Genomic DNA, 23935 nt, shown 5'->3' on the forward strand with positions numbered 1-23935 from the left:
GCCCGCCCATCCACCGTGCCGAGGACGCGTCAGATGCCCGCCGAGGCCATTTCGATGGCGGAGCGGTAATTCAGCGCGGTCGCCTTCACGCAGACGCCGTACGTACGGTCGTTGGTGACCACGAGGAAGTAGTCACGCAGGTTCTTCCAGTAGTTGACGAGATAACCCAGCCCCGGAACGAAGCCCGCGGGCCGGGGTACGAGCGCGAACGCCTCCGAGCACTTCAGGATTTCGCCGGTGGCCGTCGAGAGAACGGCCGCCACATCGCTGTTCATGTTCCAGCCGGCGGCCAGCGAGTCGTTCCAGATGGCGCCGGCTATCTGCCGAAGCCGCTCCTGCTCCTCCGGCGTGGGATCGCTACTGAACGCGACACTCCCCGCTGAGGCCGCTCGCGCCGCCGGTGCCTCGGGAGCCCCGCCCGCCGCGTGGGCCGCGCCCGCCGTGCCGACGGCCAGGACCGCCCCGGCGGCGACCAGCGCCACCGCCGACGCCCATCGGGATACTCTCCGCTCAACCATGTTCTCCACCCCTCCCCTGCAGCTGACCCGAGGTCCGAATTGGCCCTCGTCGGACGCTGCCGCGCCGAGCTTCCCGTTTCGCCCCCCGGCCGTCAACGGCGCAGATCAAGCCGCGCGGCGGTCCTCAATCCATCGAACGTCTGTTCTATGATTCCCCCGGTGTGCCCCGTTACACGCTCTTGATCAGGGACGTTGTCCGGGCGCCCACTCCAACACCCCGCGCTCCGGAGGAATCATGCGACCTGTTCCCGCCCCCGCCCGTCTCGCTCCCGTCCCTCTCCCCGCGCCTCCCGTTTCCCTGGTGTCGTCGGCGCTTCCCGTGCTTCCCGTGCTTTCTGTTCCGGCCGCCACGGATCTGTCATCACGACCGTCACCGAGGTGGGGCGCATGAGTCACGGTCACGACAAGTCCCTGCCGCCGTCGCTGCGCGTCTGGGCGGAACGCGTCGTCGGGCCCCTCCCCGCCGTCCTGGACGCGTCACACCCACGCGAGACCTCCCGGGTCTGGGATGTCACCGACAGTCGCGGCCGGCGCTTCTTCATCAAGCAGTCGGCGAGTGCCGCGTTGTACGAGAGGGAGACCTTCGGGTACCAGTCCGCGGTACCCGCCCTGGGATTCGGCCGCGCCCCACGGCTCGTGGAGACCGACCCCCGACAGCTGGCGCTGCTGCTGACCGCCGTGCCGGGCACCCCCGTATCGCGGCTCGTCCTCTCCGGCCCGGAACACCGCTCGGCACACCGGCAGTTCGGGGCACTGCTGCGCCGTCTGCACGGCACGGACAAAATGCCGGGTGCCGGGCGGCGGGAGGCCCGGACCGCACTGGAACGGCTGGCCGACGATGCCGAGCACCACCTCACCCGCGCCGGTGACCTGATGTCCGAGGGCCGGCGCGCGCTCGTACGCCGCTCGGCCGACCACGTAAGGAAACTGACCGATCTGCTCGCGCCCGCCCATATCCACGGCGACGCCCAGGAGCGCAACGTCCTCTGGACCGGCCCGGCGGTGCCAGGACAGCGGGCATCGACGCGGGAGGCATCGGGACAGCTGGCGGTCATCGACTTCGAGCGGTCCCGGTACGCCCCCGCCGTACAGGACTTCGTACGGCTGGCCTGCGGCCCCTGGCAGGACCGCGACGATCTGCGCGACGCGTTCTTCCACGGGTACGGCCGCCCGCTGACCGACGCGGAGCGCCAAGCGCTGCCGTGTCTGGCCGCGCTCGACGCCGCGAGCTGTCTCGCGTACGGGCCGGACCATGGCGAACACGACGTCACGGCCCGGGGACTCCGTACGCTGGCCCGTCTGGAGAGCGGCGCCCTGGGGGCGTTCGTATGACCGGACGGCGCGCGCGTGGTGCCGACGTCCGCTACGGCCTCCGCTACGGCTTGCGCGCCACGCCCGCGTAGATGGAGACCGCCGCATCGGTGGCGCCGTCCTGCGGTTCGCCGTCCGGGCGCCAGCGATGCGGCACCGCGAGGCCGGGTTCGACCAGATCGAGCCCGGCAAAGAAACGGAGGACGTCACTCCGGGAGCGCACCTGAGCGGGGATACCGCCACGGTGGTACACGCCGATCACCCGCTCCCACATCTCCGGCGCGAAGTCCGGAGTGCAGTGGGAGAGAACCAGGTAGCTCCCGGAGGGCAGCGCGTCGACCAGACACCCGACGGTCTCGTACGGACGGAACTCGTCCGGCACGAAATGCAGCAGCGCGTTGAGGGACAGCGCGACCGGGCGGGTCAGGTCGATCGTGTCCCGCAACCGCTCCGACTCGATGATGGTCTTCGGGTCCCGGACGTCGGCGTGGATGTACGCGGTTCGGCCCTCGGGCGAGCTGCGCATCAGGGCCTCGGCGTGCCGCAGGACGATCGGGTCGTTGTCGACGTACACGACACGGGAGTCCGGGGCGGCCTCCTGGGCTATCTGGTGGAGATTGGGCCGGGTGGGGATGCCCGTACCGATGTCCAGGAACTGCCGGATGCCGGCCTCCGCCGCGAGCCAGCGGGTCGCCCGGTGCATGAAATGACGGTTCGTCTGGGCGCAGATCTTGACGGTGGGAAAAACCGACTCGACGGTGGCAGCGGCCAGTTGGTCGGCTTCGTAGTAGTCCTTGCCGTTGAGATAGAAGTCGTACATCCGGGCCGGGTGGGGCTTGGTGGTGTCGATCTCGTCTACCGACGGGTGGTCGAGGTCCGTCATGCGGGGCCGTCCGTTTCTGGCTCGTGGGGGGTTTGAGGGCTTTGGGACTTGAGGCTTGGAGGCTTTGGGGCTTCGGGGCCGTGGGGGATCGCTGGGGGGCGAGGTGTCCGAGGGGGGGCGGGGGGCAGCCGGGCGGGCCCGGCGGAGGTGGCGACTACAGCAGGAAGTCGGCGAGACCGTTCTTGGCGCCTGCGACGAAGTCGGCCATGGCGGCCGCGGTGCAGATCAGGGTCGGTCCCGACGGATCCGCCGACTGGCGGATCGCGACCCGCTCGCCGTCCACCTTCTTCGTCTCGACGCAACTGCCGCCGTTGGGACCGCTCCACGGCTTCTCCCAGCCGTCGGCTCCCAGTTCGTCGGCCGGCATACCGTTGGAAATCTCCCGCATTAGAGCTCCTTGCGTATCCCTTGGAGAAAAGCTCTGGTTTCGTCAACGGGGGCCGCCCGGGCGGACATATTGTCCAGGACTTCCAGATAGGCGGCGATATCGGGGCGCTGATCCATATAGACGGCGCCGGTGAGATTCTCGGTGTAGACGACATCGGGCAGTTCGGGTATGTCGAACCGGAAGAGATGGAACGGTCCGAACGCCCCGAGATGCGGTCCGATCGAGAACGGCATGATCTGCAAAGTGACGTTGGGGATCTCGGTGGTTTCCAGCAGCCGGTCGACCTGCGCCCGCATCACCTCCGGATTGCCGACGGGTCTGCGAAGGACCGCTTCTTCCATCAGAATCCACAGAAAGGGCGCGTGTGCCTTGGCGAGCAGCTGCTGACGCTTGACGCGCAGCGCGACGCGCCGCTCCAGCTCCTCGGCGTTACGGTGCGAGCCCGCCCGCAGCACGCCGCGGGCGTACTCCTCGGTCTGCAACAGGCCCGGCACATAGTGGGGTTCGTACGTCCTGATCAGACTGGCCTGATCCTCCAGGCTGATGTACGCGCTGAACCAGCCGGGCAGCGCGTCCCGATAGCGATGCCACCAGCCGGGCCTGTTGGCGACCTTGACCAGCTCGGCGAACTCCTCGGCCTCGCTCTCCGTGACTCCGTACGCCTGCAACAGCAGCAGGACATAGGGGAGTTTGAGGCTGACCTCGGAATTCTCCATACGCCGAATGGTCAGCGGAGCGACATCCAGGACTTTCGCCGCCGCCTCACGAGACACCCCCGCCTTCTCACGGAGTGCCCCGAGCCGCTTGCCCAGAACGATTCGGAGGACGGTGGGCGCGGTTCCCGGACGAGCCTCACTCATGTGGGGTCTCCTGACGTCGACTCATCTCATGGAGTCTGACAGGTGAGTGGTGCTCTATCCAGGGAGATGTGGAGCATTGTGAAATTATCAGAACGATCGGTTGCGGCCTGTGACCGCCAACGCCCATAGTGAACTCGTGGCTCACATCACGGATCACCGTGCACACAAGCAACCCCAGCCCCTCGCCCAGGAGTTACAAGTGCGCGCTCGGCATCCCTGGGGCGCCTGGTGTGCCTCGGTCAGCCGACCGGACGAGGGAACCGGCCCCGGCCTCCGTGCGCGTACGCACTGTCACGACACCCACGGTCATGACGCGTATGGGCATGAGGCGCCCGGACACGACGCGCATGGGCACGACGCGTACGCGCACGAGACGAACGCGCACGACCTGCGCGAACACGGCCGGCACCCCGCGTACAGAAGCGCCTTCACGCTCCCCAGCCGGCGGGACTCCGTCTCCAGAGCGCGGCACTGGCTCCGTGATGAGCTTCAGCGGTGGAGACTGCACACGGATCTGTGCGATGTCGCCGTTCTCGTCGTCTCCGAACTGTTCACCAATGCCGTGCTCCACACGGCCAGCGCGCTGATCAGTTGTGAGGTCCGCCTCCTGGCCGAGCATGTCCGGCTCGATGTCCACGACCAGGGCGCGCGGGAGGGCGGACCGAGCCCCCGCAGCCCCGACTTCCGCGCGGAGAACGGGCGTGGACTGCTGCTGGTGGAGAGTCTGGCCGAGGCATGGGGCGTCGGATCCCGCGAGGGCGGGGCGGGGCGCACGGTGTGGGCGATGCTCCCGCTGAGTCACGGTCACGGGTCCGGCATCTGAACGGCGTGTCGGGGCGCGGGCTGTCGCCGTCCCGACCGGCAGTACAGGGGTCTGCCGATCGGGTCGGCCCGGCCGGGCCGACCCGGGGCCGCCGCGGATTATGCGAGAGCGGCGCCGACCACCAGCGCGAAGGCCGCGACGGAGAAGAGCGTGCGGATGAGGTGGAAGGTGTTCCACCGGGACTCGAAGGCCGCGCGTGCCACTCCGTCGGGTGAAGAAGTCGCCGAAGCCAGCGCGTTGTTGAGCGGTACGTTGCCGCCGATGGTGACCAGATGATTGAGGACGGCGCAGACCAGTCCGGCCACCAGGAGCCAGCGCTGTGTGTCCGAGCGCCCGTCGACGGGTACGGCGAGCGCCGCGGCCGGGAACGCCACCACGGCGAGGAAGGTGAGCAGGAAGACCGGGCGGGGAACGTACTCGTTGACCCGACGCATGGCCGCGACGAACTGCTCGTCGTTCAACCGGCCCAGGGCGGGCATGATGCCGGTCTGGAAGATCAGGAAGTACCCCGCGAACAGACCCGTGGAGATCACGGCGAGAGCGAGCAGCAGAGTGGCCATGCGCACATCATGGCGCACGGAAAGGCCGCCGGGGCAGGGTTCTTGAGGGCTTCTCGATCACACCGGTTCGATCGGCGCCGATCACCCAGACTGCGGCAGTATGAGCCGGTTGTGGAAGCTCTGGCATGGAGTCGCCACTCTCCGTACCGGCACTTGTCACGGTGAGCAATGATGTGCGTACATGGAGTGGCGTACGGCTCCGAGGGGATGGCGGGGGTGGTCAGCCGTGGCAGAGGTTTCGGGTTCTGTGCTCAACAGGTCGACATTGCCGGTGGGCGGAGCGCGGGAGGACGTGGTGGACACGCCCCATCCGCCCGGCCGACCGATCCAGGGTGTGCGGGAGGTGACGGCGACGCTGACGGCACTGGTCCGGTCCGCCCGCCGGGAGTTGCTGATCTTCGACGACCCGGGCAGTTGTCTGGGGCAGTGCATCCCGGAGCAGTTCCTTGAGTTCGCCGGTGCCTGTGTGCGTGCGGCGGGCGAGCAGAGCTGGCACGACGGCGGCCCGGGAGGCAGAGCGCGCGGACGGTCGAGCGCGGTCGGCGTCCGCAGGATCGTGCCGCGCCATGGGCTCGCCGGGCTGGCGTATCCACTCCCCCGGGACCTGCCCGGCCGGGCCAGGCAGACGGACTCCATCCCGTTCAAGATGGTCCTGGTGGACCGCTCGGTCGCCGCGGTCCCTCTCGATCTCCAACTCCACTACCACGGGCTGCTGTTGATCCGCGATCCGGTGGTTGTCCAGGCCCTGGTCCGTACGCACCAGACGTGGTGGGACACGGGTGAGGAGCTGCCGACCGCCGCGCTCCCCTCGCCCGGCGGTCTGCCGGGACATCTGCGGCCCGTCCTGGAGGCGCTGCTCGCCGGTCTCACCGATGAGACGGCCGCGACCCGGCTGGGCATGTCCAGCCGTACGTACAGCCGTCGGGTGGGCGATCTGCTCACCGCCCTCGGCACGACGAGCCGCTTCCGGGCGGGTGCGGAAGCGGCTCGAAGGGGGTGGATCTAGTGCCCCTCCCGGCAATAGCAGGGATGGCTCTGCCGGGCGGCTACGAAACGACGTCCTTGCGCGAGAAGCCCCGGAAGGCCAGCGCGAACAGGACCACGGCGTAGGTCACCGAGATCGCCGCGCCCTTCACCATGCCGCTCCACTCCAGTTGCGGCTGGAGCGCGTCCGCCCAGGCGAACTGCCAGTGTGCCGGCAGGAAGTCCCGCCAGGAACCGAGCGCCGTCACGGCGTCCAGCACGTTCCCGATGATCGTCAGCCCGACCGCCCCGCCGACCGCGCCCAGGGGTGCGTCGGTCTTGGTGGACAGCCAGAACGCGAGGCCCGCGGTCACCAGTTGGGAGACGAAGATGAACGCGACGACGAGTGCCAGCCGGGGCACCGCGTCGGCGATGGCCAGGGAGCCGCCCGTCGGCAGTTCGAGTGGCTTCCAGCCATAGGCCGCGGTGCCCGCCGCCAGGGCGACCAGCGGCAGCAGCAGCATCGCCGCCGCGCTCATACCGAGCGCCACCGCCAGCTTGCTCCAGAGCAGCCGGGTCCGTGGCACGGGCGCGGCGAGGAGATAACGCAGCGAGGACCAGCTCGCCTCGGAGGCGACCGTGTCCCCGTGGAACAGCGCGACGGGGACCACCAGCAGAAAGCCTGCGGAGACAAAGAGGCAGGTGGCCGCGAAGTTGGCGCCGGAGGCGGTCGCGGTGTCCATCAGGGTCACCCGGTTGTTCTCGCCGTCCGCGCCCGGGGTGCCGCCGATCGCGAACGCCACGATCAGGATGAAGGGCAGGGCGGCGAGCAGGATGCCCATCGCCAACGTCCGTCTGCGCTTCAGCTGGCGCAGCGCCTCGACCCGCAGGGGCAGGGTGCGCCGGGCCCGGTAGCCGGGGGCCGATTCCATCAGCGCGCTCATGCGGTGCCTCCTGAGATCAGGGTGAGGAACGCGTCCTCCAGGCGGCGGTGCGGTCCGACACCCGTCAGCGGGACATCCAGCCGGATCAACTCGGTGACCAGCGCGTTGGTGCTCGCCCCGTCGAGCCGTACGAGCAGACCGAGTCCGTCGTCCGTGCGGACCGCCGAGCCGATGCCCGCCAGCGTGGCGATCTTCTCGACGACGGGCTCCGGCACCTCCTCGGCGGTGGTGACGAGCAGGGTGTCGCCCGCGCCGGTGATCTCCGCGACCGGACCGGCCTGGACGAGCTGCCCGCGGTCCATGACGACCAGATGGGTGCAGGACTGCTCGACCTCGGAGAGGAGATGGCTGGAGACGATCACGGTCCTGCCATCGGCCGCGTATCTGATCATCACGTCCCGCATCTCACGGATCTGGGGCGGGTCGAGACCATTGGTCGGTTCGTCGAGGATCAGCAGATCCGGCATGCCGAGCATGGCCTGGGCGATCGCGAGCCGCTGTCGCATGCCCTGCGAGTAGGTGCGTACGGCCCGTGCCAGCGCGTCGCCGAGCCCGGCGATCTCCAGGGCTTCCTCAATATGCGAGTCCTCGGCGGGCCGGCCGGTGGCCTGCCAGTACAGCTCCAGGTTGGCCCGGCCCGACAGATGCGGCAGGAAGCCCGCGCCCTCGACGAACGAGCCGACCCGGGAGAGCACCGGAGCGCCCGGCCTGATGGCGTGCCCGAAGACACGGATCTCGCCCGCGTCGGGGCTGATCAGCCCCATCAGCATGCGCAGGGTGGTGGTCTTGCCGGCACCGTTCGGGCCGAGAAGACCGAGCACCTGGCCCTTTTCGACCTGGAAGGAGAGATCACGGACCGCGTAGCGGTCGGCGGCTCCGGCGTACCGCTTCGTCAGCCCGGTGATCCGCAGCGGCACGTCCGCGAGCGCGGGATCGGGCGCCGGCGCGCTGGTGCGGCGCCGGGCGGTGAGCAGCAGTGTGGCCGCGATCAGTACACCGGCGGCCGGCAGCCCCCAGGTCCACCAGGGCAGTGCGGTGGATCCGGAGGTGAGCGCGGGCACGGTCGGCACGGTCAGCGGGCCGTCGACGGAGACCCGGTAGGTGGCCGGGGCCGCCGGGGAGGCATAGCCGAGGTCGGTCGCGGAGAGCACGACGCGGAGCCGGTGCCCGGGCACGACCTGATGGTCCACGGCGGGCAGGGTGAGCTCCACCGTTCTGCCGTCGCGCGCGTCCTCGACCCGTACGGGCGAGACGAGTTGCTTGGGCAGCACTTGCTGGCGGCCGTCGGGCCCGACGTCGTACAGCTTGGCGAAGAGAACCGCGTCACCGCTGTCGGAGGTGACGGTGGCCCGGACGGTCGGCGAGCCGGTGATCCGCAGCGACCGGTCGAGCGGTGCGGAGTCGAAGCGCGCGTGCTGTCCGGGGAAGTCGAGGGAGAGCCCGACGCCGAACGAGGAGAGCTGGGAGAGTCCGCCGCCGACGCCCGGTACGGCGGAGATGGCGGGCGGGCTTCCGCCCGCCGGATTGGCGAAGGTCTGTGTGCCGCCGTTGAGCGGGACGCCGGTGGTGCCGCTCTCCAGGCCGGGGTAGCGGTCGCTGCTCGCGCCCCGCAACAGGGCCTGACCGTCGGTGGAGTCGATACCTCCGGTCCGGCTGACGCGGAACGCGGGTCCGGTGTCCGCGCCCTTGTCGTCCTTGAGATAGCGGTCGAACCAGGAAGAGATCCGGCCCTCCAACCGGGCGTTCTCGCGGTCACCGCCGTCGTGCCCGCCCGCCATCCAGTCGACGTCGACGGGTGCGCCATTGGCGCTGATCGCCTTCGCCATGGCGTCGGCCTGGCCGAGCGGGAAGAGCGAGTCGGTCTGGCCCTGGACGATCAGCGCGGGCACGTCGATACGGTCACCGACGGCGGACGGGCTGCGCTCCTCCAGGAGCTTGCGGGCCGCGTCATCGGGTGTGCCGGAGACGGCGACCCGCTGGTACATGTCGCAGAGTTCCTTCTGGAACGTCTGGCAGCCACCACCGGTGGAGAAGAAGATCCCGGCCCAGAGCTTCTTGAAGACGCCGTTGGGGAAGAGCGCGTCGGCGAGGTTCCAGTACGTGATCAGCGGGGCGATGGCGTCGACCCGCTTGTCGTATCCGGCGGCGAGCAGCGAGATGCCGCCACCGTACGAGGCGCCGGTCACCCCGACCCGGGGGTCGCCCTTCGCGTCGAGCCGCACCTCGGGTCTGGCGGCGAGCCAGTCGATCATCCGGGAGACGTCCTTGACCTCATGATCGGGATCATTGAGCCCGATCTCACCGGTCGACTTCCCGAAACCACGCGCCGACCAGGTCAGTACCGCGTAACCGTCCCGCGCGAGCTTCTCGGCCTGGGCCCGTACGTCGTCCTTGCTGCCGCCGAAACCATGCCCGACCAGCACGGCCGGCCGCCGCCCGCTGCCGGCGGTGAAGTACGAGGTGTCGATCCGGGCGCCGTCCATCGACAGCACCTGATCCGTACGGTGCACGGCGGGCGCGCCATCCGAGGCGACCGCGGTCCAGGTCCCTGCTCCGACGAGCACGGCGGCGACGCCCAGGCCCGCGAGCCATCGCGCGCGCGGCCGAAACCGGCGGGGGGTTCGTAGCTCCATGATTGAACCCTAAACGGGCCCCGGCCCCGACCGTACTGACACCGGTCGGAACTCGAATGTCTCCCCGGGTAGTACGGAGGGCGTCCCCGTACACCAGACGCGGTATGCGGAACCTTCCCGAGGCGACGGAAAAGGGATGGGGATCGCCCGGCCGCGCGTGATGGTCGTCCCCGCCTTCGTCGGTCGCGGCATTTTCCGGGGTAGCCAAATCGGAGGCTCCCTCCATATCTTGGATCAACCGGAGGTAGCCTCCGGAAAGCTGCGACCCGAGGAGTACGGCGTGGGGACAACAGACAGCGCGTGCGATGAGCTTGGCCGGGTCGGTATCTGGACCCTGGCCTTCGACGGACAGCCCGCCGGCCGCGTACGGGAATCCGCCGCGGAGATCGAGGAGCTGGGATACGGAGCGATCTGGTACGGCGAGGCGCTCGGCCGTGACGCGGTGGGGCAGGCCTGGTTACTGCTGTCGGCAACGCGCCGCATCGTGGTCGCGTCCGGCATCGTCAATATCGCGTTCCGGGACCCGATCGCCACCGCTACCGCGACACGCGCGCTCGGCGAGGCGTTTCCCGGGCGCTATGTGCTGGGCCTGGGCGGACACCGGATCGACGACACCGTCCATGAGCTAGACGGATATCCCATGCCGGCCCGGGGCAGGGCGTTGTCCACGATGCGCGCCTATCTGGACGCCATGGACGCCGTCCCCCACCACGGCCCCGTGCCGGACCCCGCTCCGCGGCGCCTACTGGCCGCCCTCGGCCCGAAGATGGTGGAGCTGGCCGCCCGGCGCACCTGGGGCGCGCATCCGTACTTCGTACCCGTCGAGCACACCGTACGGGCGCGCCGGATCATGGGGCCGGTTGCCTTTCTCGGCGTCGAACAGGCCGTGGTCCTGGACACCGACCTCGCCCGCGCCCGCGAGGTGGCCACGGCCCATGTGGCCGCCTATGTCTCCATGGCGCCGCACCAGGAGGCGAACGTACGGCGGCTCGGCTTCGGCGACGCCGACATCGTCGGAGGCCCGAGCCGCCGGCTGGTGGACGCGATCGTCGCCTATGGAGACCTGGAGGCGATCGGCCGACGCGTGCGGCAGCACCTCGACGCGGGAGCCGACCATGTCTGTCTGCAGATCCTCACCACCGACCCGGCCTCCGCGCCGGAGCGCGAATGGCGCGAGCTGGCTCCCGCCCTGCTGCCCTGAATCAGAGTGATCCGGACCGCGGGAGGGACGGGCTGCCGGCGATTCCGGCAGCCCGGCCCCTCAGGTGAGAGTGATCTCCGGGTTGTACATGTCCAGCCAGATCGCCAGGTCCAGCGTGCGTTCCAGGCCGCGGCGCGATGCCTGGGCGATCTGGGGGGTGTCGCGCTCCGTCACCTGTCGGATGCGGTCGGCGTCCACCAGGTCGAAGACCCGGTGGGACGGTTGCGCGAGCAGGTCCTTGGCGAGTTCCTGGAGGGCGACGGCGTACTTCGGGTCCTGGGTGGACGGGTAGGGGCTCTTCACCCGGTCGTACACCGACTTCGGCAGCAGATCGGCCGTCGCCTCCCGCAGCAGGGTCTTCTCCCTGCCGTCGAAGGACTTCAGGGACCACGGGGCGTTGTAGACGTATTCGACGAGCCGGTGGTCGCAGAACGGCACCCTGACCTCCAGGCCGACGGCCATGCTCGCGCGGTCCTTGCGGTCCAGCAGGATCCGTACGAAGCGGGTCAGGTGGAGGTAGCAGATCTTGCGCATCCGGTACTCGAAGTCGCTCTCACCGCCGAGGCGTTCGATGCCGGCGACGGCCGTGACATAGCTCTCGTGGAGGAAGTCCGGCAGGTTCACGGCCGCGCTCACATCGGCGCGCAGTACGTCGGCGTCGTCCCCGAAGTGGTCGGCGAAGCGCACCAGCCACGGGAACATCTCGGCCTGCCTGGCCTCCTCGTCGAAGAACTGGAGGTAGCCGCCGAAGACCTCGTCGGCCGATTCGCCGGAGAGCGCGACCGTCGAGTGCTTCCGGATGGCCCGGAAGAGAAGGTAGAGGGAGGAGTCCATGTCACCGAAGCCCATGGGGAGGTCGCGGGCCCGGATCATCCGGCTGCGCACCTCCGGGTCGGCCAGGGCGTGGGAGTCGAGCATGATGTCCTGGTGCTCCGTGTCCGACGCGCGCGCGACGTCGTGGACGAACGGGGCGTCCGGAGTCGTGCGCAGTTCGTCGGCGACGAAGTTCTCGGTCTGGCCGAGGAAGTCGACGGAGAAGCTGCGGACCCGCTCGCCGGTCTCGGCGAGTTGACGGGCGGCCAGCGCCGTCATGGCGGAGGAGTCGAGGCCGCCGGAGAGGAGCGTGCAGCGCGGTACGTCGGCGACGAGCTGGCGCCGCACGATGTCGTCGAGGAGGGTCCGCACCCGCGCCACCGTGGTGTCACGGTCGTCGGTGTGCGGCCGGGTCTCCAGCGACCAGTAGCGCCGCCGGCGCAGTCCCGCCCGGTTCAGGGTCAGTACGGTGCCGGGTTCGACCTCGTGCATTCCGTCCCACACGGCGTGGCCGGGCGTTTTCACGAAGGAGAAGAGTTCACGCACCCCGTCCAGCCGGACACGGGCGCGGGCGAGCGGGTTGGCGAGGATCGCCTTGGGCTCGGAGCCGAACAGCACACCGTCGGGGGTCGGATAGTAGTAGAAGGGCTTGATGCCCATCCGGTCGCGGATCATCACCAGCGTCTCGGTGCGGCCGTCCCAGATCGCGAAGGCGTACATGCCGTTGAGCCGTTCCGCCATCGCCTCGCCCCACTCCTGATAGCCGTGCAGGACGACCTCGGTGTCGGAGTCGGTGAGGAACCGGTGGCCCCGGTCCGTCAGCTCGCGCCGTAGCTCGGTGAAGTTGTAGGTCTCGCCCGAGTAGACGAGCGCCAGGGTGCCCTGCGGGGTGTCGAGCGTCATGGGCTGACGTCCGCCCGGCAGGTCGATGATCGCCAGTCGGCGGTGGCCGAGGGCCGCGGGGCCGCTGATCCAGGTGCCTCGGTCGTCGGGGCCCCGACAGGCCATGGTTTCCGTCATCGCATCCAATGTCTCGGACGCGGAACGCAGATCACGGTCGAAGGAGACCCAGCCGGTGATGCCACACATGTGTGTCCTCCTGCTTCCGATCCCAGGCCGGAGCGCAGGTCAGAGACCGTGGACAAGCCTGGGGTTCACGGCAGGACGGGGCACCGGGCCAGATCAGTTGTATCCAGCACCTATATTACGAGCGTGAGTCATACGACTGCGCCCGGTCAACGCGGTCGCCCGGCACCCGGTTACGCGAACCGGGCACTTTCAGCCGTACGCCGCGAAAGGTAATGAATTGCTCTGGAGCGGGATCCGGGGGCGCACCAGGGCCGCGGCGGTGGCGGCGGCGCGAGGAGAGTCCCGATCAGGCCATGGGCAAAGACTTCATCAACCGGCCGGTGACCGGACGAACGCGGTAGACGCCCGTGGCCCGTACGACGCGGGACGTCGTACGGGCCACGGCTGCGATCAGGCCCGGGAGCGGTGCGTCCCGGGTGGTGCGCTTCGAGAGTGGTGCGTTTCGAGAGTGGTGCGTCCGGGCTTGGTCCGTCCGGGCGTGGTGCGTCAGTGGTTGCGCGGGAACCCGAGGTCCACACCCGTCGGAGCCTCGGACGGGTCCGGCCAGCGGGTGGTGACCACCTTGCCGCGCGTGTAGAAGTGCACACCGTCGTTGCCGTAGATGTGATGGTCGCCGAAGAGCGAGTCCTTCCAGCCACCGAAGGAGTGGTAGCCGACGGGCACCGGGATCGGTACGTTCACCCCGACCATGCCGGCCTCGACCTCCAGCTGGAAGCGGCGGGCGGCGCCGCCGTCGCGGGTGAAGATGGCCGTGCCATTGCCGAAGGGCGAGGCGTTGATCAGGTCGACGCCCTCCTCGTAGGTCTCCGTACGCAGCACGACCAGCACCGGGCCGAAGATCTCGTCACGGTACGCGTCGGAGTCGGTGGAGACCTTGTCGAGCAGCGAGAGCCCGATCCAGTGGCCTTCCTCGAAGCCCTCGACCGTGTGCCCCGTACCGTCCAGGACGACTTCGGCGCCCTGGGCCGCGGCGCCCGTGACATAGCCGGCGACCTTGTCGCGGTGGGCCCTGGTGATGAGCGGGCCCATCTCGGAGGCCGGGTCGTTGCCGGGGCCGATCTTGATCTTCTCGGCGCGCTCGCGGATCTTGGCGACCAGTTCGTCGCCGATCGCGCCCACCGCCACGACCGCGGAGATCGCCATGCAGCGCTCGCCGGCCGAACCGTAGGCGGCCGAGACCGCCGCGTCCGCGGCGGCGTCGAGGTCCGCGTCCGGCAGGACCAGCATGTGGTTCTTGGCGCCGCCGAGCGCCTGGACCCGCTTGCCGTTGGCGGCGGCCGTCGTGTGGATATAGCGGGCGATCGGGGTGGAGCCGACGAACGAGACCGCCGCCACATCCGGGTGGGCGAGCAGGGCGTCCACCGCGACCTTGTCGCCGTGCACGACATTCAGCACGCCGTCGGGCAGCCCGGCCTCGGCGGCCAGCTCCGCCAGCAGGTTCGCCGCCGAGGGGTCCTTCTCGCTGGGCTTGAGTACGAAGGTGTTGCCGCAGGCGACCGCCAGCGGGAACATCCACATCGGCACCATCGCCGGGAAGTTGAACGGCGTGATGCCCGCGACGACGCCCAGCGGCTGGCGGATCGAGGAGACGTCGACGCGGTTGGAGACCTGTGTGGACAGCTCGCCCTTGAGCTGGGTGGTGATCCCACAGGCCAGTTCGACGATCTCCAGGCCCCGGGCGACCTCGCCGAGCGCGTCCGAGTGCACCTTGCCGTGCTCGGCGGTGATCAGGGCCGCGATGTCCTCGCGGCGTGCGTCCAGCAGCGCGCGGTAGCGGAAGAGGATGCCCGTGCGCTGGGCGAGGGACGAGGTTCCCCAGGTGGCGTAGGCGGCCTTCGCGGCGGCGACCGCGCTGTCCACCTCCTCGGCGGAGGCGAGCGCGACCTGTGTGGTGACGGCGCCGGTCGCCGGGTCGGTCACCGGGCCCCAGTTGCCCGACGCGCCCTCGACGGTCTTGCCACCGATCCAGTGGTTGACGGTCTTCATTCCGTTGTGCTCCTTCACAGCTGGCGGCGGCGGGCGGCTACGTGCCGGTCGTACTGCTCACGGGCCTTGACCGCGGACGGACGCGTCGCGGTCTCGGCCACGGGGACATCCCACCACGCCTGGGCCGGCGGGACGCCCGACACAGTGTCTGCCGTTTCGGTCTCGACGTAGACACATGTGGGAACGTCGGCGGCGCGCGCCTCGGCCAGGGCTTCACGCAGGTCACGAACAGTCTTGGCACGGATCACCCGCATGCCGAGAGAGGCCGCGTTGGCGGCGAGATCGACGGGCAGCGGCGCGCCGGTGTAGGTCCCGTCGGGGGCACGGAAACGATAGGCCGTGCCGAACCGTTCCGCGCCGACCGTCTCGGACAGGCCGCCGATGGAGGCGTAGCCGTGGTTCTGGAGGATCACCACCTTGAAGGGCAGCCGCTCCTGGACGGCGGTGACGATCTCGGTGGGGTTCATCAGATACGTACCGTCGCCGACGAGCGCCCAGACCGGCCGGCCCGGCGCCGCGAGCTGCACGCCGATGGCCGCCGGGATCTCGTAGCCCATGCAGGAGTAGCCGTACTCCACGTGGTATTGGTCACGGGAGCGGGCCCGCCACAGCTTGTGGAGATCGCCGGGGAGCGATCCGGCCGCGTTGATGACGATGTCCTCGCCAGTGACCAGGGCGTCGAGCGCGCCGAGGACCTGGGCCTGGGTGGGGCGTACGAGATCCTCGTCGGCGGTGAACGCGGCGGCGACGCGGTACTCCCAGCGCTCCTTGTCCTCGGTGTACTCGGCCGCGTAGGCGGGCGCGACACGGTGGCCGACGAGCCCCGCGGCGAGCAGTTGCAGGGCGGTACGGGCGTCCGCCACCAGGGGGTCGGCCGCGAGCTTGTGGGCGTCGAAGCCGGTGACATTGAGATTGAGGAAGTGGACGTCGGGGTTCGAGAAGAGCGTGCCGGACGCGGTGGAGAAGTCCGACCAGCGGGTGCCGACGCCGATCAGCAGATCGGCGGTCCTGGCCAGTTCATTGGCGGTGGCCGTGCCGGTGTGGCCGATGCCGCCGACCTCGCAGGGGTGGTCGTACGGCAGCGAGCCCTTGCCGGCCTGGGTGGCGGCGACCGGAATCCCGGTCGCCTCGGCGAACGTGGCGAGCACGTCCTCCGCCGCGCTGTGGTGCACTCCGCCGCCCGCGACGAGCAGGGGACGGCGCGCTTCCCGTACCAGCCGTACCGCCTCGGCGAGTTCGTCGGGATCGGGCGCCTGACGGCGGACTCGCCAGACGCGTTCGGAGAAGAACTCCTCCGGCCAGTCGTACGCCTCCACCTGCACGTCCTGAGGGAGGGCGAGGGTGACGGCCCCGGTCTCGGCAGGGTCGCTGAGCACGCGCATCGCGGCGAGCGCGGCCGGGATCAGCGCCTCGGGGCGGGTGACCCGGTCGAAGTACGTGGAGACGGGCCGCAGGGCGTCATTGACGGTGATGTCGCCCGCGCTGGGCAGTTCGAGCTGTTGCAGGACGGGGTCGGCGGGACGGGTGGCGAAGGTGTCACCGGGGAGCAACAACACGGGGAGGCGGTTGATGGTGGCGAGAGCCGCACCGGTGACGAGGTTGGTGGCGCCGGGACCGATGGAGGTGGTCACGGCATGGGCGGACAGGCGGTTGCTCTGGCGGGCATAGCCGACGGCGGCGTGGACCATGGCCTGCTCATTGCGTCCCTGCAAGTACCTCATCTCCGAGGCGGACTCGACAAGGGCTTGGCCGATACCCGCCACGTTGCCGTGGCCGAAGATGCCCCAAGTGGCGTTGATCAAACGTTGCTTGTGGCCGTCCCGCTCGGTGTACTGCCGGGACAGGAAGCTGATCAGCGCCTGGGCGACGGTAAGACGACGCGTACTCATCGGGAATCCTCCTCGGCTCCGGCTGCGGCTCCGGCCCCGGATGCGGGTGCCGGTGCGTCTCCGGCTGTAGTTGCAGCTGTGGCCGCGGCCCCGGGCTCCGCGGGCGTGCCTTCGGGCTCGGCCCCCGCCTCGTACAGCGGCAGCCGGGGGTCGACGGCCAGCCCCGGCCACGTATCCCTGATCCAGCCGTGGTCGGGGTGGTCGCTGATCAGCCACTCCCGCGACTCCCCCGGCCCCGCCATCACGTTGAGGTAGTACATGTCCCGGCCCGGCGAGGCGATGGACGGGCCGTGCCAGCCGTCCGGGATCAGGACCGTGTCGCCCGTACGGACCTCGGCGAGGACGTCCGTCCCGCCGGGCCGGGACGGCGAGACCCGGTGATAGCCGAGACCGTCGCCGTCGATCTCGAAGTAGTAGATCTCCTCCAGCTCGGACTCGACGCCCGGCCGGTACTCGTCGTGTTTGTGCGGCGGGTACGACGACCAGTTGCCACCCGGGGTGATCACCTCGACCGCGATGAGCCGGTCGCACGCGAAGACCCCCGCCGCGCCGAAGTTGTTGACCTGGCGCGAGCAGCCGCCCGCGCCGCGCAGCTCGACCGGAACCTCCGGCGCGGGGCCGTAGCGAGCGGGGAGTCGTCGCTCGCACTTCGCTCCTGCCAGGGCGAAGCGGCCTCCCGCACCGGAGGCGATCTGTGCGTGGGCATCACGCGGCACGTACGCGAAGTCCGTGACTCCGCTGAACACGCTTTCCCTGCCCCGCAGTTCAAAGAGCTTGCCCTGCGTGCCCACCGTGCAACCGCCGGTGAGCGGAAGAACGATCCACTCGCTGTCCCCGGCGGCCAGCTCGTGTGTACCGCCGGGCGGGAGCTCCAGGACACGCAGACTGCTGTGTGACCAGCCGGCCCGCCGTGGATCGATGTCGAGGGCGTACGGCCCCGACGCGGCGCTGCCCGCGGGTACGTACCGGCCGTACGGTTCGTGGTTGGTCGTCATGAAGTCTCCGTACCCCCTAGAGCAGACCCACGGCCGTATCGACGGCGCGGGCCACGTCCCCGTCGACCGGATAGAGCAGCGAACGGCCGACGACCAGCCCCCGGACGGTGGGCAGTTGCAGAGCCTTGCGCCATTTCTCGTACGCGCCCTCCTGATCGCCCCCGATCTCGCCGCCCAGCAGGACGGCCGGGAGTGTCGAGGTCTCCATCACCCGCGCCATATCGTCGGGGTCCTGGGTAACGGGAACCTTCAACCAGGTGTACGCGGAGGAACCGCCCAGTCCGGAGGCGATGGCGATCGAGCGCGTCACCGCGTCCGCGCCCAGATCGGTGCGGAGCCGGCCGTCCGCGCGGTAGCAGATGAACGGCTCGACGAAGACCGGCAGCCGGCGTTCCGCCATGGCGTCGACGGCGCGGGCGGTGGCGTGGAGGGTGTCGAGGGAGCGCGGGTCCTCGTAGTCGATACGGAGGAGCAGTTTGCCCGCGTCGAAGCGGAGTCTGGCGAGGTCCTCGGGGCGGTGTCCGGTGAAGCGGTCGTCGAGTTCGAACGCGGCGCCGGCGAGCCCGCCGCGGTTCATGGAGCCGACGACGACGCGGTCCTCCAGGGCTCCGAGGAGCAGCAGGTCGTCGAGGATGTCCGCCGTGGCCAGGACGCCGTCGACACCGGGGCGGGACAGCGCAAGACAGAGCCGCTCCAGCAGATCGGCGCGGTTGGCCATGGCGAGGCGCCGGTCCCCGACGGCCAGGGCGCCGCGGGCGGGATGGTCCGCCGCGATGATCATCAGCCGGCCGCCGGCGCGCAGCAGGGGACGGCGGGTACGGCGGGCGGCGGCCTCGGCGACGGCCTCGGGGTGGTATGTACGCAGCCGGACCAGCTCGGACACGTCGACGCCGGTCATGAGAGGGCCTCGGGGGAACGCGCCGAAGAGCCCACCGCGGACGGCGCGGTGGCGGACGGCGTCATGGCGGAGGCAGCGGGATCCCCCACGACGACCCGTCCGTCCGCGAGCGTCCGGGTGACCTCCTCGTCGTAGGGCATCGCGGAGGAGCAGGCGAGACGGCCCGCGACGATGGCCCCGGCGGCGTTCGCGTACCGCATGACACGCTCCAGATCCCAGCCCGCGAGCAGTCCGTGGCAGAGGGCGCCGCCGAACGCGTCCCCCGCGCCGAGTCCGTTGACGACATCGACGGGGACGGGCGGCACCTCGGCCCGCGTGCCGTCCCGATGGACGGCGAGCACACCCTTGGGCCCCTGTTTGACGACGGCCAGTTCGACCCCGGCGGCGAGCAGCGCCCGCGCGGCGGCATCGGGTTCACGCTCACCCACGGCCACTTCGCACTCGTCGAGATTGCCCACGGCCACAGTGGCGTGGCGCAGGGCCCGCGCGTACACCGCGCCGGGCTCCGCGTCCGGCTCCGCGTCGGGCTCCGCGTCGGGCTCCGTGCCGGGCTCCGTGCCGTCCGGCCAGAACATCGGTCGCCAGTCGAGATCGAAGACGGTGATCCCCGATTTTCCGCGCGCCTCCAGCGCCGCGAGGGTCGCCGTACGGCTGGGCTCCGCGCACAGGCCGGTGCCGGTCATCCAGAAGATCCGGGCCGAGCGGATGGCGTCCAGGTTCAGTTCGCCCGGATGGATCTCCAGGTCGGGGGCCTTGGGCAGTCGGTAGAAGTAGAGCGGGAAATTGTCCGGCGGGAACACCTCGCAGAAGGTGACCGGGGTCGGATAGGCGTCCACCGCCGTCACCCAGCGGTCATCGACCTCGAACTCCCGCAGCGCCTGGTGCAGATAGTCCCCGAACGGGTCCCGGCCGGTACGAGTGATGACGGCGGTGTGCCGGCCGAGCCGGGCCGCCGCGACGGCGACATTGGTCGCGGAGCCGCCGAGGAACTTCCCGAAGGTCTCGACCTGGGCCAGCGGAACCCCGGTCCGCAGCGGATAGAGGTCCACCCCGATCCGGCCCATGGTGATGACGTCGTACGGCTCAGGCATGCGTGTCCCTTCGATTCGGCGGTCACTGCGACGTCACTCCCACGTCCACGTCACCCCCAGGTGTAATGCCGCTCCGAGGCCATGTCAACGTTTTGTCCTTACATTCGGACCTAGGGCTTGACACTCTTTCCGCATGGCCGGAAAGCTGACCGGTATGACCTCTTCCGTACCCACGTCCAACCGCATCCGGGTCGGGTCGGCCCCCGATTCCTGGGGCGTGTGGTTCCCCGACGACCCCCAGCAGGTTCCCTGGCAGCGCTTCCTCGACGAGGTAGCCGAGGCGGGCTACGAGTGGATCGAGCTCGGCCCGTACGGCTATCTCCCCTCCGATCCCGCCCGGCTGGGCGAGGAGACCGCCCGGCGCGGGCTGAAGGTCTCCGCCGGAACCGTCTTCACCGGACTGCATCACGGCCCCGCCGTCTGGGAGAAGACCTGGGCACATGTCGCGGACATCGCCGCGCTCACCCGGGCGATGGGTGCGGACCATCTGGTCGTCATCCCGTCGTTCTGGCGCGACGACAAGACGGGCGAGGTGCTGGAGGACCGCACCCTGACGGCGGAGCAGTGGCGCGATCTGACGGCGGGGACCGAGCGGCTCGGCCGCGAGGTGCGCGACCGGTACGGGCTGCGCATCGTCGTCCATCCGCACGCCGACACCCATATCGACAGCGAGGAGAACGTCAGCCGCTTCCTCGACGCGACCGATCCCGATCTGGTCTCGCTCTGTCTGGACACCGGGCACTACGCCTACTGCGGCGGAGACAGCGTCAAACTGATCGAGACCTACGGGGAGCGGATCGGCTATCTCCATCTCAAGCAGGTCGACCCCGAGATCCTCGCCGAGGTCGTCGCGGAGGAGGTGCCGTTCGGGCCGGCGGTCGGGCGCGGGGTGATGTGCGAGCCACCGGGCGGGGTTCCCGCACTTGAGCCGGTGCTCGCCGCGGCGCGGCGGCTGGATGTGGACCTCTTCGCCATCGTCGAACAGGACATGTACCCATGCCCTCCCGACAAACCGTTCCCGATCGCCGCGCGCACTCGCCGTTTCCTGCGGAGCTGCGGCGCCTGACGCGACACGTCCGCGCGGCCCCCTGACACCCGCGCGCCCCCTGACGCCCGGACGGGATCCGAAGAATCCCGTCCGGGTGTTTCCGTATCTCCCTCCAACAGCCCCAGCAACCTCATTGATCCGATCTCTCCCCGCTTCGGCTTCTTGACAGGGACACGACTGCGGCAGGATCGTCCTAGTAAGGGAGATTTCCGAGCCGAAGACAGGGGACGTCGTGCATTCATCTGTTCCTCCACCTTCATCGCGCCCCGAATTCCTCGGAGGTATCACTCGGGCGGGGCGCCTCTCACGGCGTACGTTCATGACGGCGGCGGGAGCGGCGGCCTTCGCGGTCTCCTCACGCACCGCCTGGGCGCGGACATCCGACGGCGACGGCGGTAGCGCCGACGGCATGGACGCACACCGCCGCATCCTTCTCGACGCGGCCATGAAGTGGCGGCGGCTTCCATCCGGTTGGCAGTCCGCGCCCTTCTTCGGAAATGGCTTCCTCGCCGCGCATCTCTACAGCAAGGCGGGCGAGGGCAACACCCTGCGGATCATGCTCAACCACTCCCTGGTGCAGGACCAGCGCGGGCAGTGGGAGGCGGCCATCGGCTACTCCCGGCTGCCGGTCGGCTATCTCACCCTGAGCTTCGCCGGCACGGTCACGGATGTCGACTGGTCCCTGGATCCGGCGACCGCCGAGTTGAACGGCACGGTCACCACGACCGCCGGCGGCGTCCGGATGCGCGTACTGATCCTGCGCCAGAGCGATGTGCTGCTGGTGTCCCTGGAGCCCACCGCGGGCGAGCGAACGGCCGCTTGGGGGTTCACGGCACTGCCGTCGGCCACCACCAGGACCACCCGCGTCCCACCGGAGTACACCGCCAACCCCGATCCGGCCGCGGGGCCCGGTTTCGTGGAGCAGCCACTGCACGCCGGCGGCGGGTACACCACGGCCTGGCGGGAGATCCACGAGGGCAGCGGACGGCTGCTCGCGGCCACCATCGCCTACGGCTTCCCGGATTCGACCGGTCGCGAGCGTGCGCTGACGGCCGTGGACCGCGCACTCACCACCGCCCCGGACAGGCTCGTACGTGAACACCGGGCATGGTGGGGCGACTTCTACCGGCGCAGTCTGGTCTCGGTCCCGGACAAACATCTCCAGCGCTTCTACTGGATCCAGCTCTACAAGATGGCGTCGTCCACCGGGAACGGCTCCCCCGTACTGCCCGTCTTCGGGCCGTGGTTCCCGGAGACCGGCAACAACTGGACCAATATCTGGTGGAACCTCAACACCCAGGTCGCGTATCCGCTGATCAATGGCTCCAACCATCTTGAACTGGACGCGATCACCCCCACCTTCCGTACGTACCACCGCAATCTGGAACTCAACATCGATCCGGCCCACCGGGACGGCGCGAGCTACGCGCTCTGCCACCCGGGCGACCGGGAGCTGCGTCCGGGCCCGCGCTATGTGGGAGTGCCCGGAGTCAGCCCCAACGACCACACCGGCAATCTCACCTGGGCCATGCACAACGTGTGGCTCTCCTACCGGCACTCCATGGACCGGCGGATTCTCCAGGACGTGCTGTATCCGGTGCTCAGCCGGGCCATCGCCTATTACGCGCGCTTCCTGACCGAGGGGTCCGACGGTCTGCTGCATCTGCCGGAGACCCGGTCACCGGAGTACGCCAACGCGTCCGACTGCACCTACGACCTCTCCTTGATCCGCTGGGGCTGCCGGACACTGCTGGAGGCTGCGCGGGTGCTGCGGATCGACGACGCGCCGACCGCGCGCCCGCGCGACATCCTGGACCGGCTGGTGCCGTACCACCGGGGCGAGCAGGGTGTGCTGATCGGCGCGGAGGTACCGCTCGCGGAGTCGCACCGGCACTACTCGCATCTGCTGTGGCTCTACCCCCTCCAGGAGTCGCTGGACCGTACGAGCTTCGAGCACTGGGCGGGCATGAGGGAGCGCTGGCACGGCTACAGCTTCGCTGCCGCCGCCTCGATGGAGACCCTCTTCGGCAACGCGGACCGGGCGCTGTCGTATCTGAAGTTCTTCACCGACGGGAACACCGTCGACAGCACGCAGTTGACGCCGAACACCATGTACCGGGAGGGCTCCAACTTCGCCATCGAGAGCCCGCTCGCCGCCGCCCAGTCGCTGCTGGACATGCTGGTCCAGAGCCATGGCGGTACGGTCCGCGTGTTCCCCGCCGTCCCCTCGGGCTGGGCGGACGCCTCTGTCCAACGCCTGCGTACCCAGGGCGCGTTTCTCGTCGACGCGTCACGCTCGGCCGGCCGTACCGACTGGGTGACGGTACGGAGCGAGGCGGGCGCCCCGCTGGTACTGGAGCACGGCATCGAGGGCGCGATCGACGTTCGCGACGAGCACGGCCGGAAACTGCCGTACCGAGGCACCGGGACCATCACCGTCGATCTGCCGAAAGGCCGTACCGCCGTGGTCACCCCCAGGGGCTCGAATCCGGTTCTACGACCGCGCGACGTACGGGCGGACGGCACGTACCCGCGCTGGGGACTGCCCGAGCCGGACTGATGGTGCGCCTGTTTTCATGCCCCCGATGCGGCCCATCCGTATCACTTGAGGTGCCCGCGCCAAATGTGCCGCATGCGCCACAAAGGTCCCTCTACCGTCACACATATCTCCATTACACGGTCCTTCCGTCACAGGGAGGTGACAAATCCGCTCTCCTCATCACTCCCTGTCGCTCGGGGGGCACAGGGTGGGTGATCACCAGCGTCGTGCCGCAGCTCCCCAGACGGCCCACCGGCCTCCCTGCGGCGGACGCGGGGAGGTGTCACTGATGACGGACAGAAGGCTCTGGTCATACAAGGAGATCGCGGCGCACATCAGCGTGCAGCCGGACACCGTCCGCTCGTACCGCAAGCACGGACTGCTTCCACCGCCCGACCATGTGGAGAGCGGAAAGCCCTACTGGTACGCGGACACCGTCCGCGCCTGGGTGGCCCAGCGTCCCGGCAACAGAAGCAACAGAGGCTGAAGCGACAGAGGGTGAG

20 protein-coding genes are annotated in these 23935 nt (G+C 69.7%); 7 read left to right on the forward strand and 13 right to left on the reverse strand.

All coding sequences use genetic code 11. The features are described 5' to 3' along the window. Positions 1–29 precede the first annotated feature (29 nt). Positions 30–518, reverse strand: a complete 489-nt coding sequence (locus M1203_RS11570) for a hypothetical protein (protein ID WP_249949497.1) — start codon at positions 516–518, stop codon at positions 30–32. A 387-nt stretch (positions 519–905) separates the two neighbouring features. Between M1203_RS11570 and M1203_RS11575 the strand changes: the two genes are divergently transcribed. Further along, entirely contained in the window at positions 906–1850 is a 945-nt protein-coding gene (locus tag M1203_RS11575; RefSeq protein WP_249949498.1) for a phosphotransferase enzyme family protein, read from the forward strand. Between the two features lie 43 nt (positions 1851–1893). Here M1203_RS11575 and M1203_RS11580 read toward each other — a convergent pair whose 3' ends face one another. The 3 genes from M1203_RS11580 to M1203_RS11590 form a co-directional block, all read right to left on the reverse strand. Next, complete coding sequence (locus M1203_RS11580; protein WP_249949499.1) at positions 1894–2712, reverse strand: SAM-dependent methyltransferase; 819 nt, start codon at positions 2710–2712, stop codon at positions 1894–1896. Positions 2713–2866: 154 nt separating this feature from the next. Next, on the reverse strand, positions 2867–3100 hold the full coding sequence (locus tag M1203_RS11585; protein ID WP_249949500.1) for a DUF397 domain-containing protein: 234 nt from the start codon (positions 3098–3100) through the stop codon (positions 2867–2869). Continuing rightward, a complete protein-coding gene (locus M1203_RS11590; protein ID WP_249949501.1) occupies positions 3100–3960 on the reverse strand; it encodes a helix-turn-helix transcriptional regulator in 861 nt (286 codons plus the stop codon). The genes M1203_RS11585 and M1203_RS11590 overlap by 1 nt, the downstream gene beginning before the upstream one ends. A gap of 199 nt (positions 3961–4159) precedes the next feature. On the opposite strand from M1203_RS11590, the gene M1203_RS11595 reads away from it, so the two are divergent. Further along, positions 4160–4783 carry an ATP-binding protein gene (locus M1203_RS11595; protein ID WP_249949502.1) on the forward strand — a complete coding sequence of 208 codons (624 nt, stop codon included), beginning with the start codon at positions 4160–4162 and terminating at the stop codon, positions 4781–4783. Positions 4784–4881: 98 nt separating this feature from the next. On the opposite strand, the gene M1203_RS11600 is transcribed toward M1203_RS11595, so the two are convergent. Further along, positions 4882–5343 (reverse strand): DUF1772 domain-containing protein, encoded by a 462-nt coding sequence (locus M1203_RS11600; protein ID WP_249949503.1) that lies wholly within the window; start codon positions 5341–5343, stop codon positions 4882–4884. Positions 5344–5638: 295 nt separating this feature from the next. Between M1203_RS11600 and M1203_RS11605 the strand changes: the two genes are divergently transcribed. Beyond that, on the forward strand, positions 5639–6349 hold the full coding sequence (locus tag M1203_RS11605; RefSeq protein WP_249949504.1) for a DNA-binding response regulator: 711 nt from the start codon (positions 5639–5641) through the stop codon (positions 6347–6349). A gap of 40 nt (positions 6350–6389) precedes the next feature. Here M1203_RS11605 and M1203_RS11610 read toward each other — a convergent pair whose 3' ends face one another. Together M1203_RS11610 and M1203_RS11615 are read right to left on the reverse strand one after the other, a co-directional pair. After that, complete coding sequence (locus M1203_RS11610; protein WP_249949505.1) at positions 6390–7250, reverse strand: ABC transporter permease; 861 nt, start codon at positions 7248–7250, stop codon at positions 6390–6392. Beyond that, the gene (locus M1203_RS11615) at positions 7247–9883 is read right to left on the reverse strand and encodes an alpha/beta fold hydrolase (RefSeq protein WP_283958459.1); all 2637 of its coding nucleotides are present in this window, start codon (positions 9881–9883) and stop codon (positions 7247–7249) included. Before M1203_RS11615 ends, M1203_RS11610 begins: the two co-directional genes overlap by 4 nt. A 280-nt stretch (positions 9884–10163) precedes the next feature. Between M1203_RS11615 and M1203_RS11620 the strand changes: the two genes are divergently transcribed. After that, positions 10164–11084, forward strand: a complete 921-nt coding sequence (locus M1203_RS11620; protein WP_249949506.1) for a TIGR03620 family F420-dependent LLM class oxidoreductase — start codon at positions 10164–10166, stop codon at positions 11082–11084. A 60-nt stretch (positions 11085–11144) separates the two neighbouring features. Here M1203_RS11620 and asnB read toward each other — a convergent pair whose 3' ends face one another. The 6 genes from asnB to iolC form a co-directional block, all read right to left on the reverse strand. Further along, complete coding sequence (gene asnB / locus M1203_RS11625) at positions 11145–12986, reverse strand: asparagine synthase (glutamine-hydrolyzing) (RefSeq protein ID WP_249949507.1); 1842 nt, start codon at positions 12984–12986, stop codon at positions 11145–11147. A 486-nt stretch (positions 12987–13472) separates the two neighbouring features. Further along, a complete protein-coding gene (gene mmsA, locus M1203_RS11630) occupies positions 13473–14972 on the reverse strand; it encodes a CoA-acylating methylmalonate-semialdehyde dehydrogenase (RefSeq protein WP_249949508.1) in 1500 nt (499 codons plus the stop codon). A gap of 14 nt (positions 14973–14986) precedes the next feature. Next, positions 14987–16861, reverse strand: coding sequence for a 3D-(3,5/4)-trihydroxycyclohexane-1,2-dione acylhydrolase (decyclizing) (gene iolD, locus M1203_RS11635; RefSeq protein WP_249949509.1), 1875 nt, complete (start codon positions 16859–16861; stop codon positions 14987–14989). Further along, on the reverse strand, positions 16858–17856 hold the full coding sequence (iolB, locus tag M1203_RS11640) for a 5-deoxy-glucuronate isomerase (protein WP_249949510.1): 999 nt from the start codon (positions 17854–17856) through the stop codon (positions 16858–16860). The genes iolD and iolB overlap by 4 nt, the downstream gene beginning before the upstream one ends. A gap of 16 nt (positions 17857–17872) precedes the next feature. Beyond that, complete coding sequence (locus M1203_RS11645; RefSeq protein WP_249949511.1) at positions 17873–18754, reverse strand: deoxyribose-phosphate aldolase; 882 nt, start codon at positions 18752–18754, stop codon at positions 17873–17875. Then, a complete protein-coding gene (iolC, locus tag M1203_RS11650; protein ID WP_249949512.1) occupies positions 18751–19845 on the reverse strand; it encodes a 5-dehydro-2-deoxygluconokinase in 1095 nt (364 codons plus the stop codon). Before iolC ends, M1203_RS11645 begins: the two co-directional genes overlap by 4 nt. A 154-nt stretch (positions 19846–19999) precedes the next feature. Between iolC and M1203_RS11655 the strand changes: the two genes are divergently transcribed. From M1203_RS11655 to M1203_RS11665, 3 genes are all read left to right on the forward strand, one after another. Then, complete coding sequence (locus M1203_RS11655; RefSeq protein ID WP_249949625.1) at positions 20000–20911, forward strand: sugar phosphate isomerase/epimerase; 912 nt, start codon at positions 20000–20002, stop codon at positions 20909–20911. Between the two features lie 301 nt (positions 20912–21212). Beyond that, entirely contained in the window at positions 21213–23453 is a 2241-nt protein-coding gene (locus M1203_RS11660) for a glycoside hydrolase family 95-like protein (RefSeq protein ID WP_249949513.1), read from the forward strand. A 268-nt stretch (positions 23454–23721) separates the two neighbouring features. Next, positions 23722–23919, forward strand: coding sequence for an AlpA family transcriptional regulator (locus M1203_RS11665; protein ID WP_249949514.1), 198 nt, complete (start codon positions 23722–23724; stop codon positions 23917–23919). Positions 23920–23935: the final 16 nt, after the last annotated feature.

This window comes from Streptomyces sp. 35G-GA-8 (assembly GCF_023534745.1).
Classification (GTDB): Bacteria; Actinomycetota; Actinomycetes; order Streptomycetales; family Streptomycetaceae; genus Streptomyces.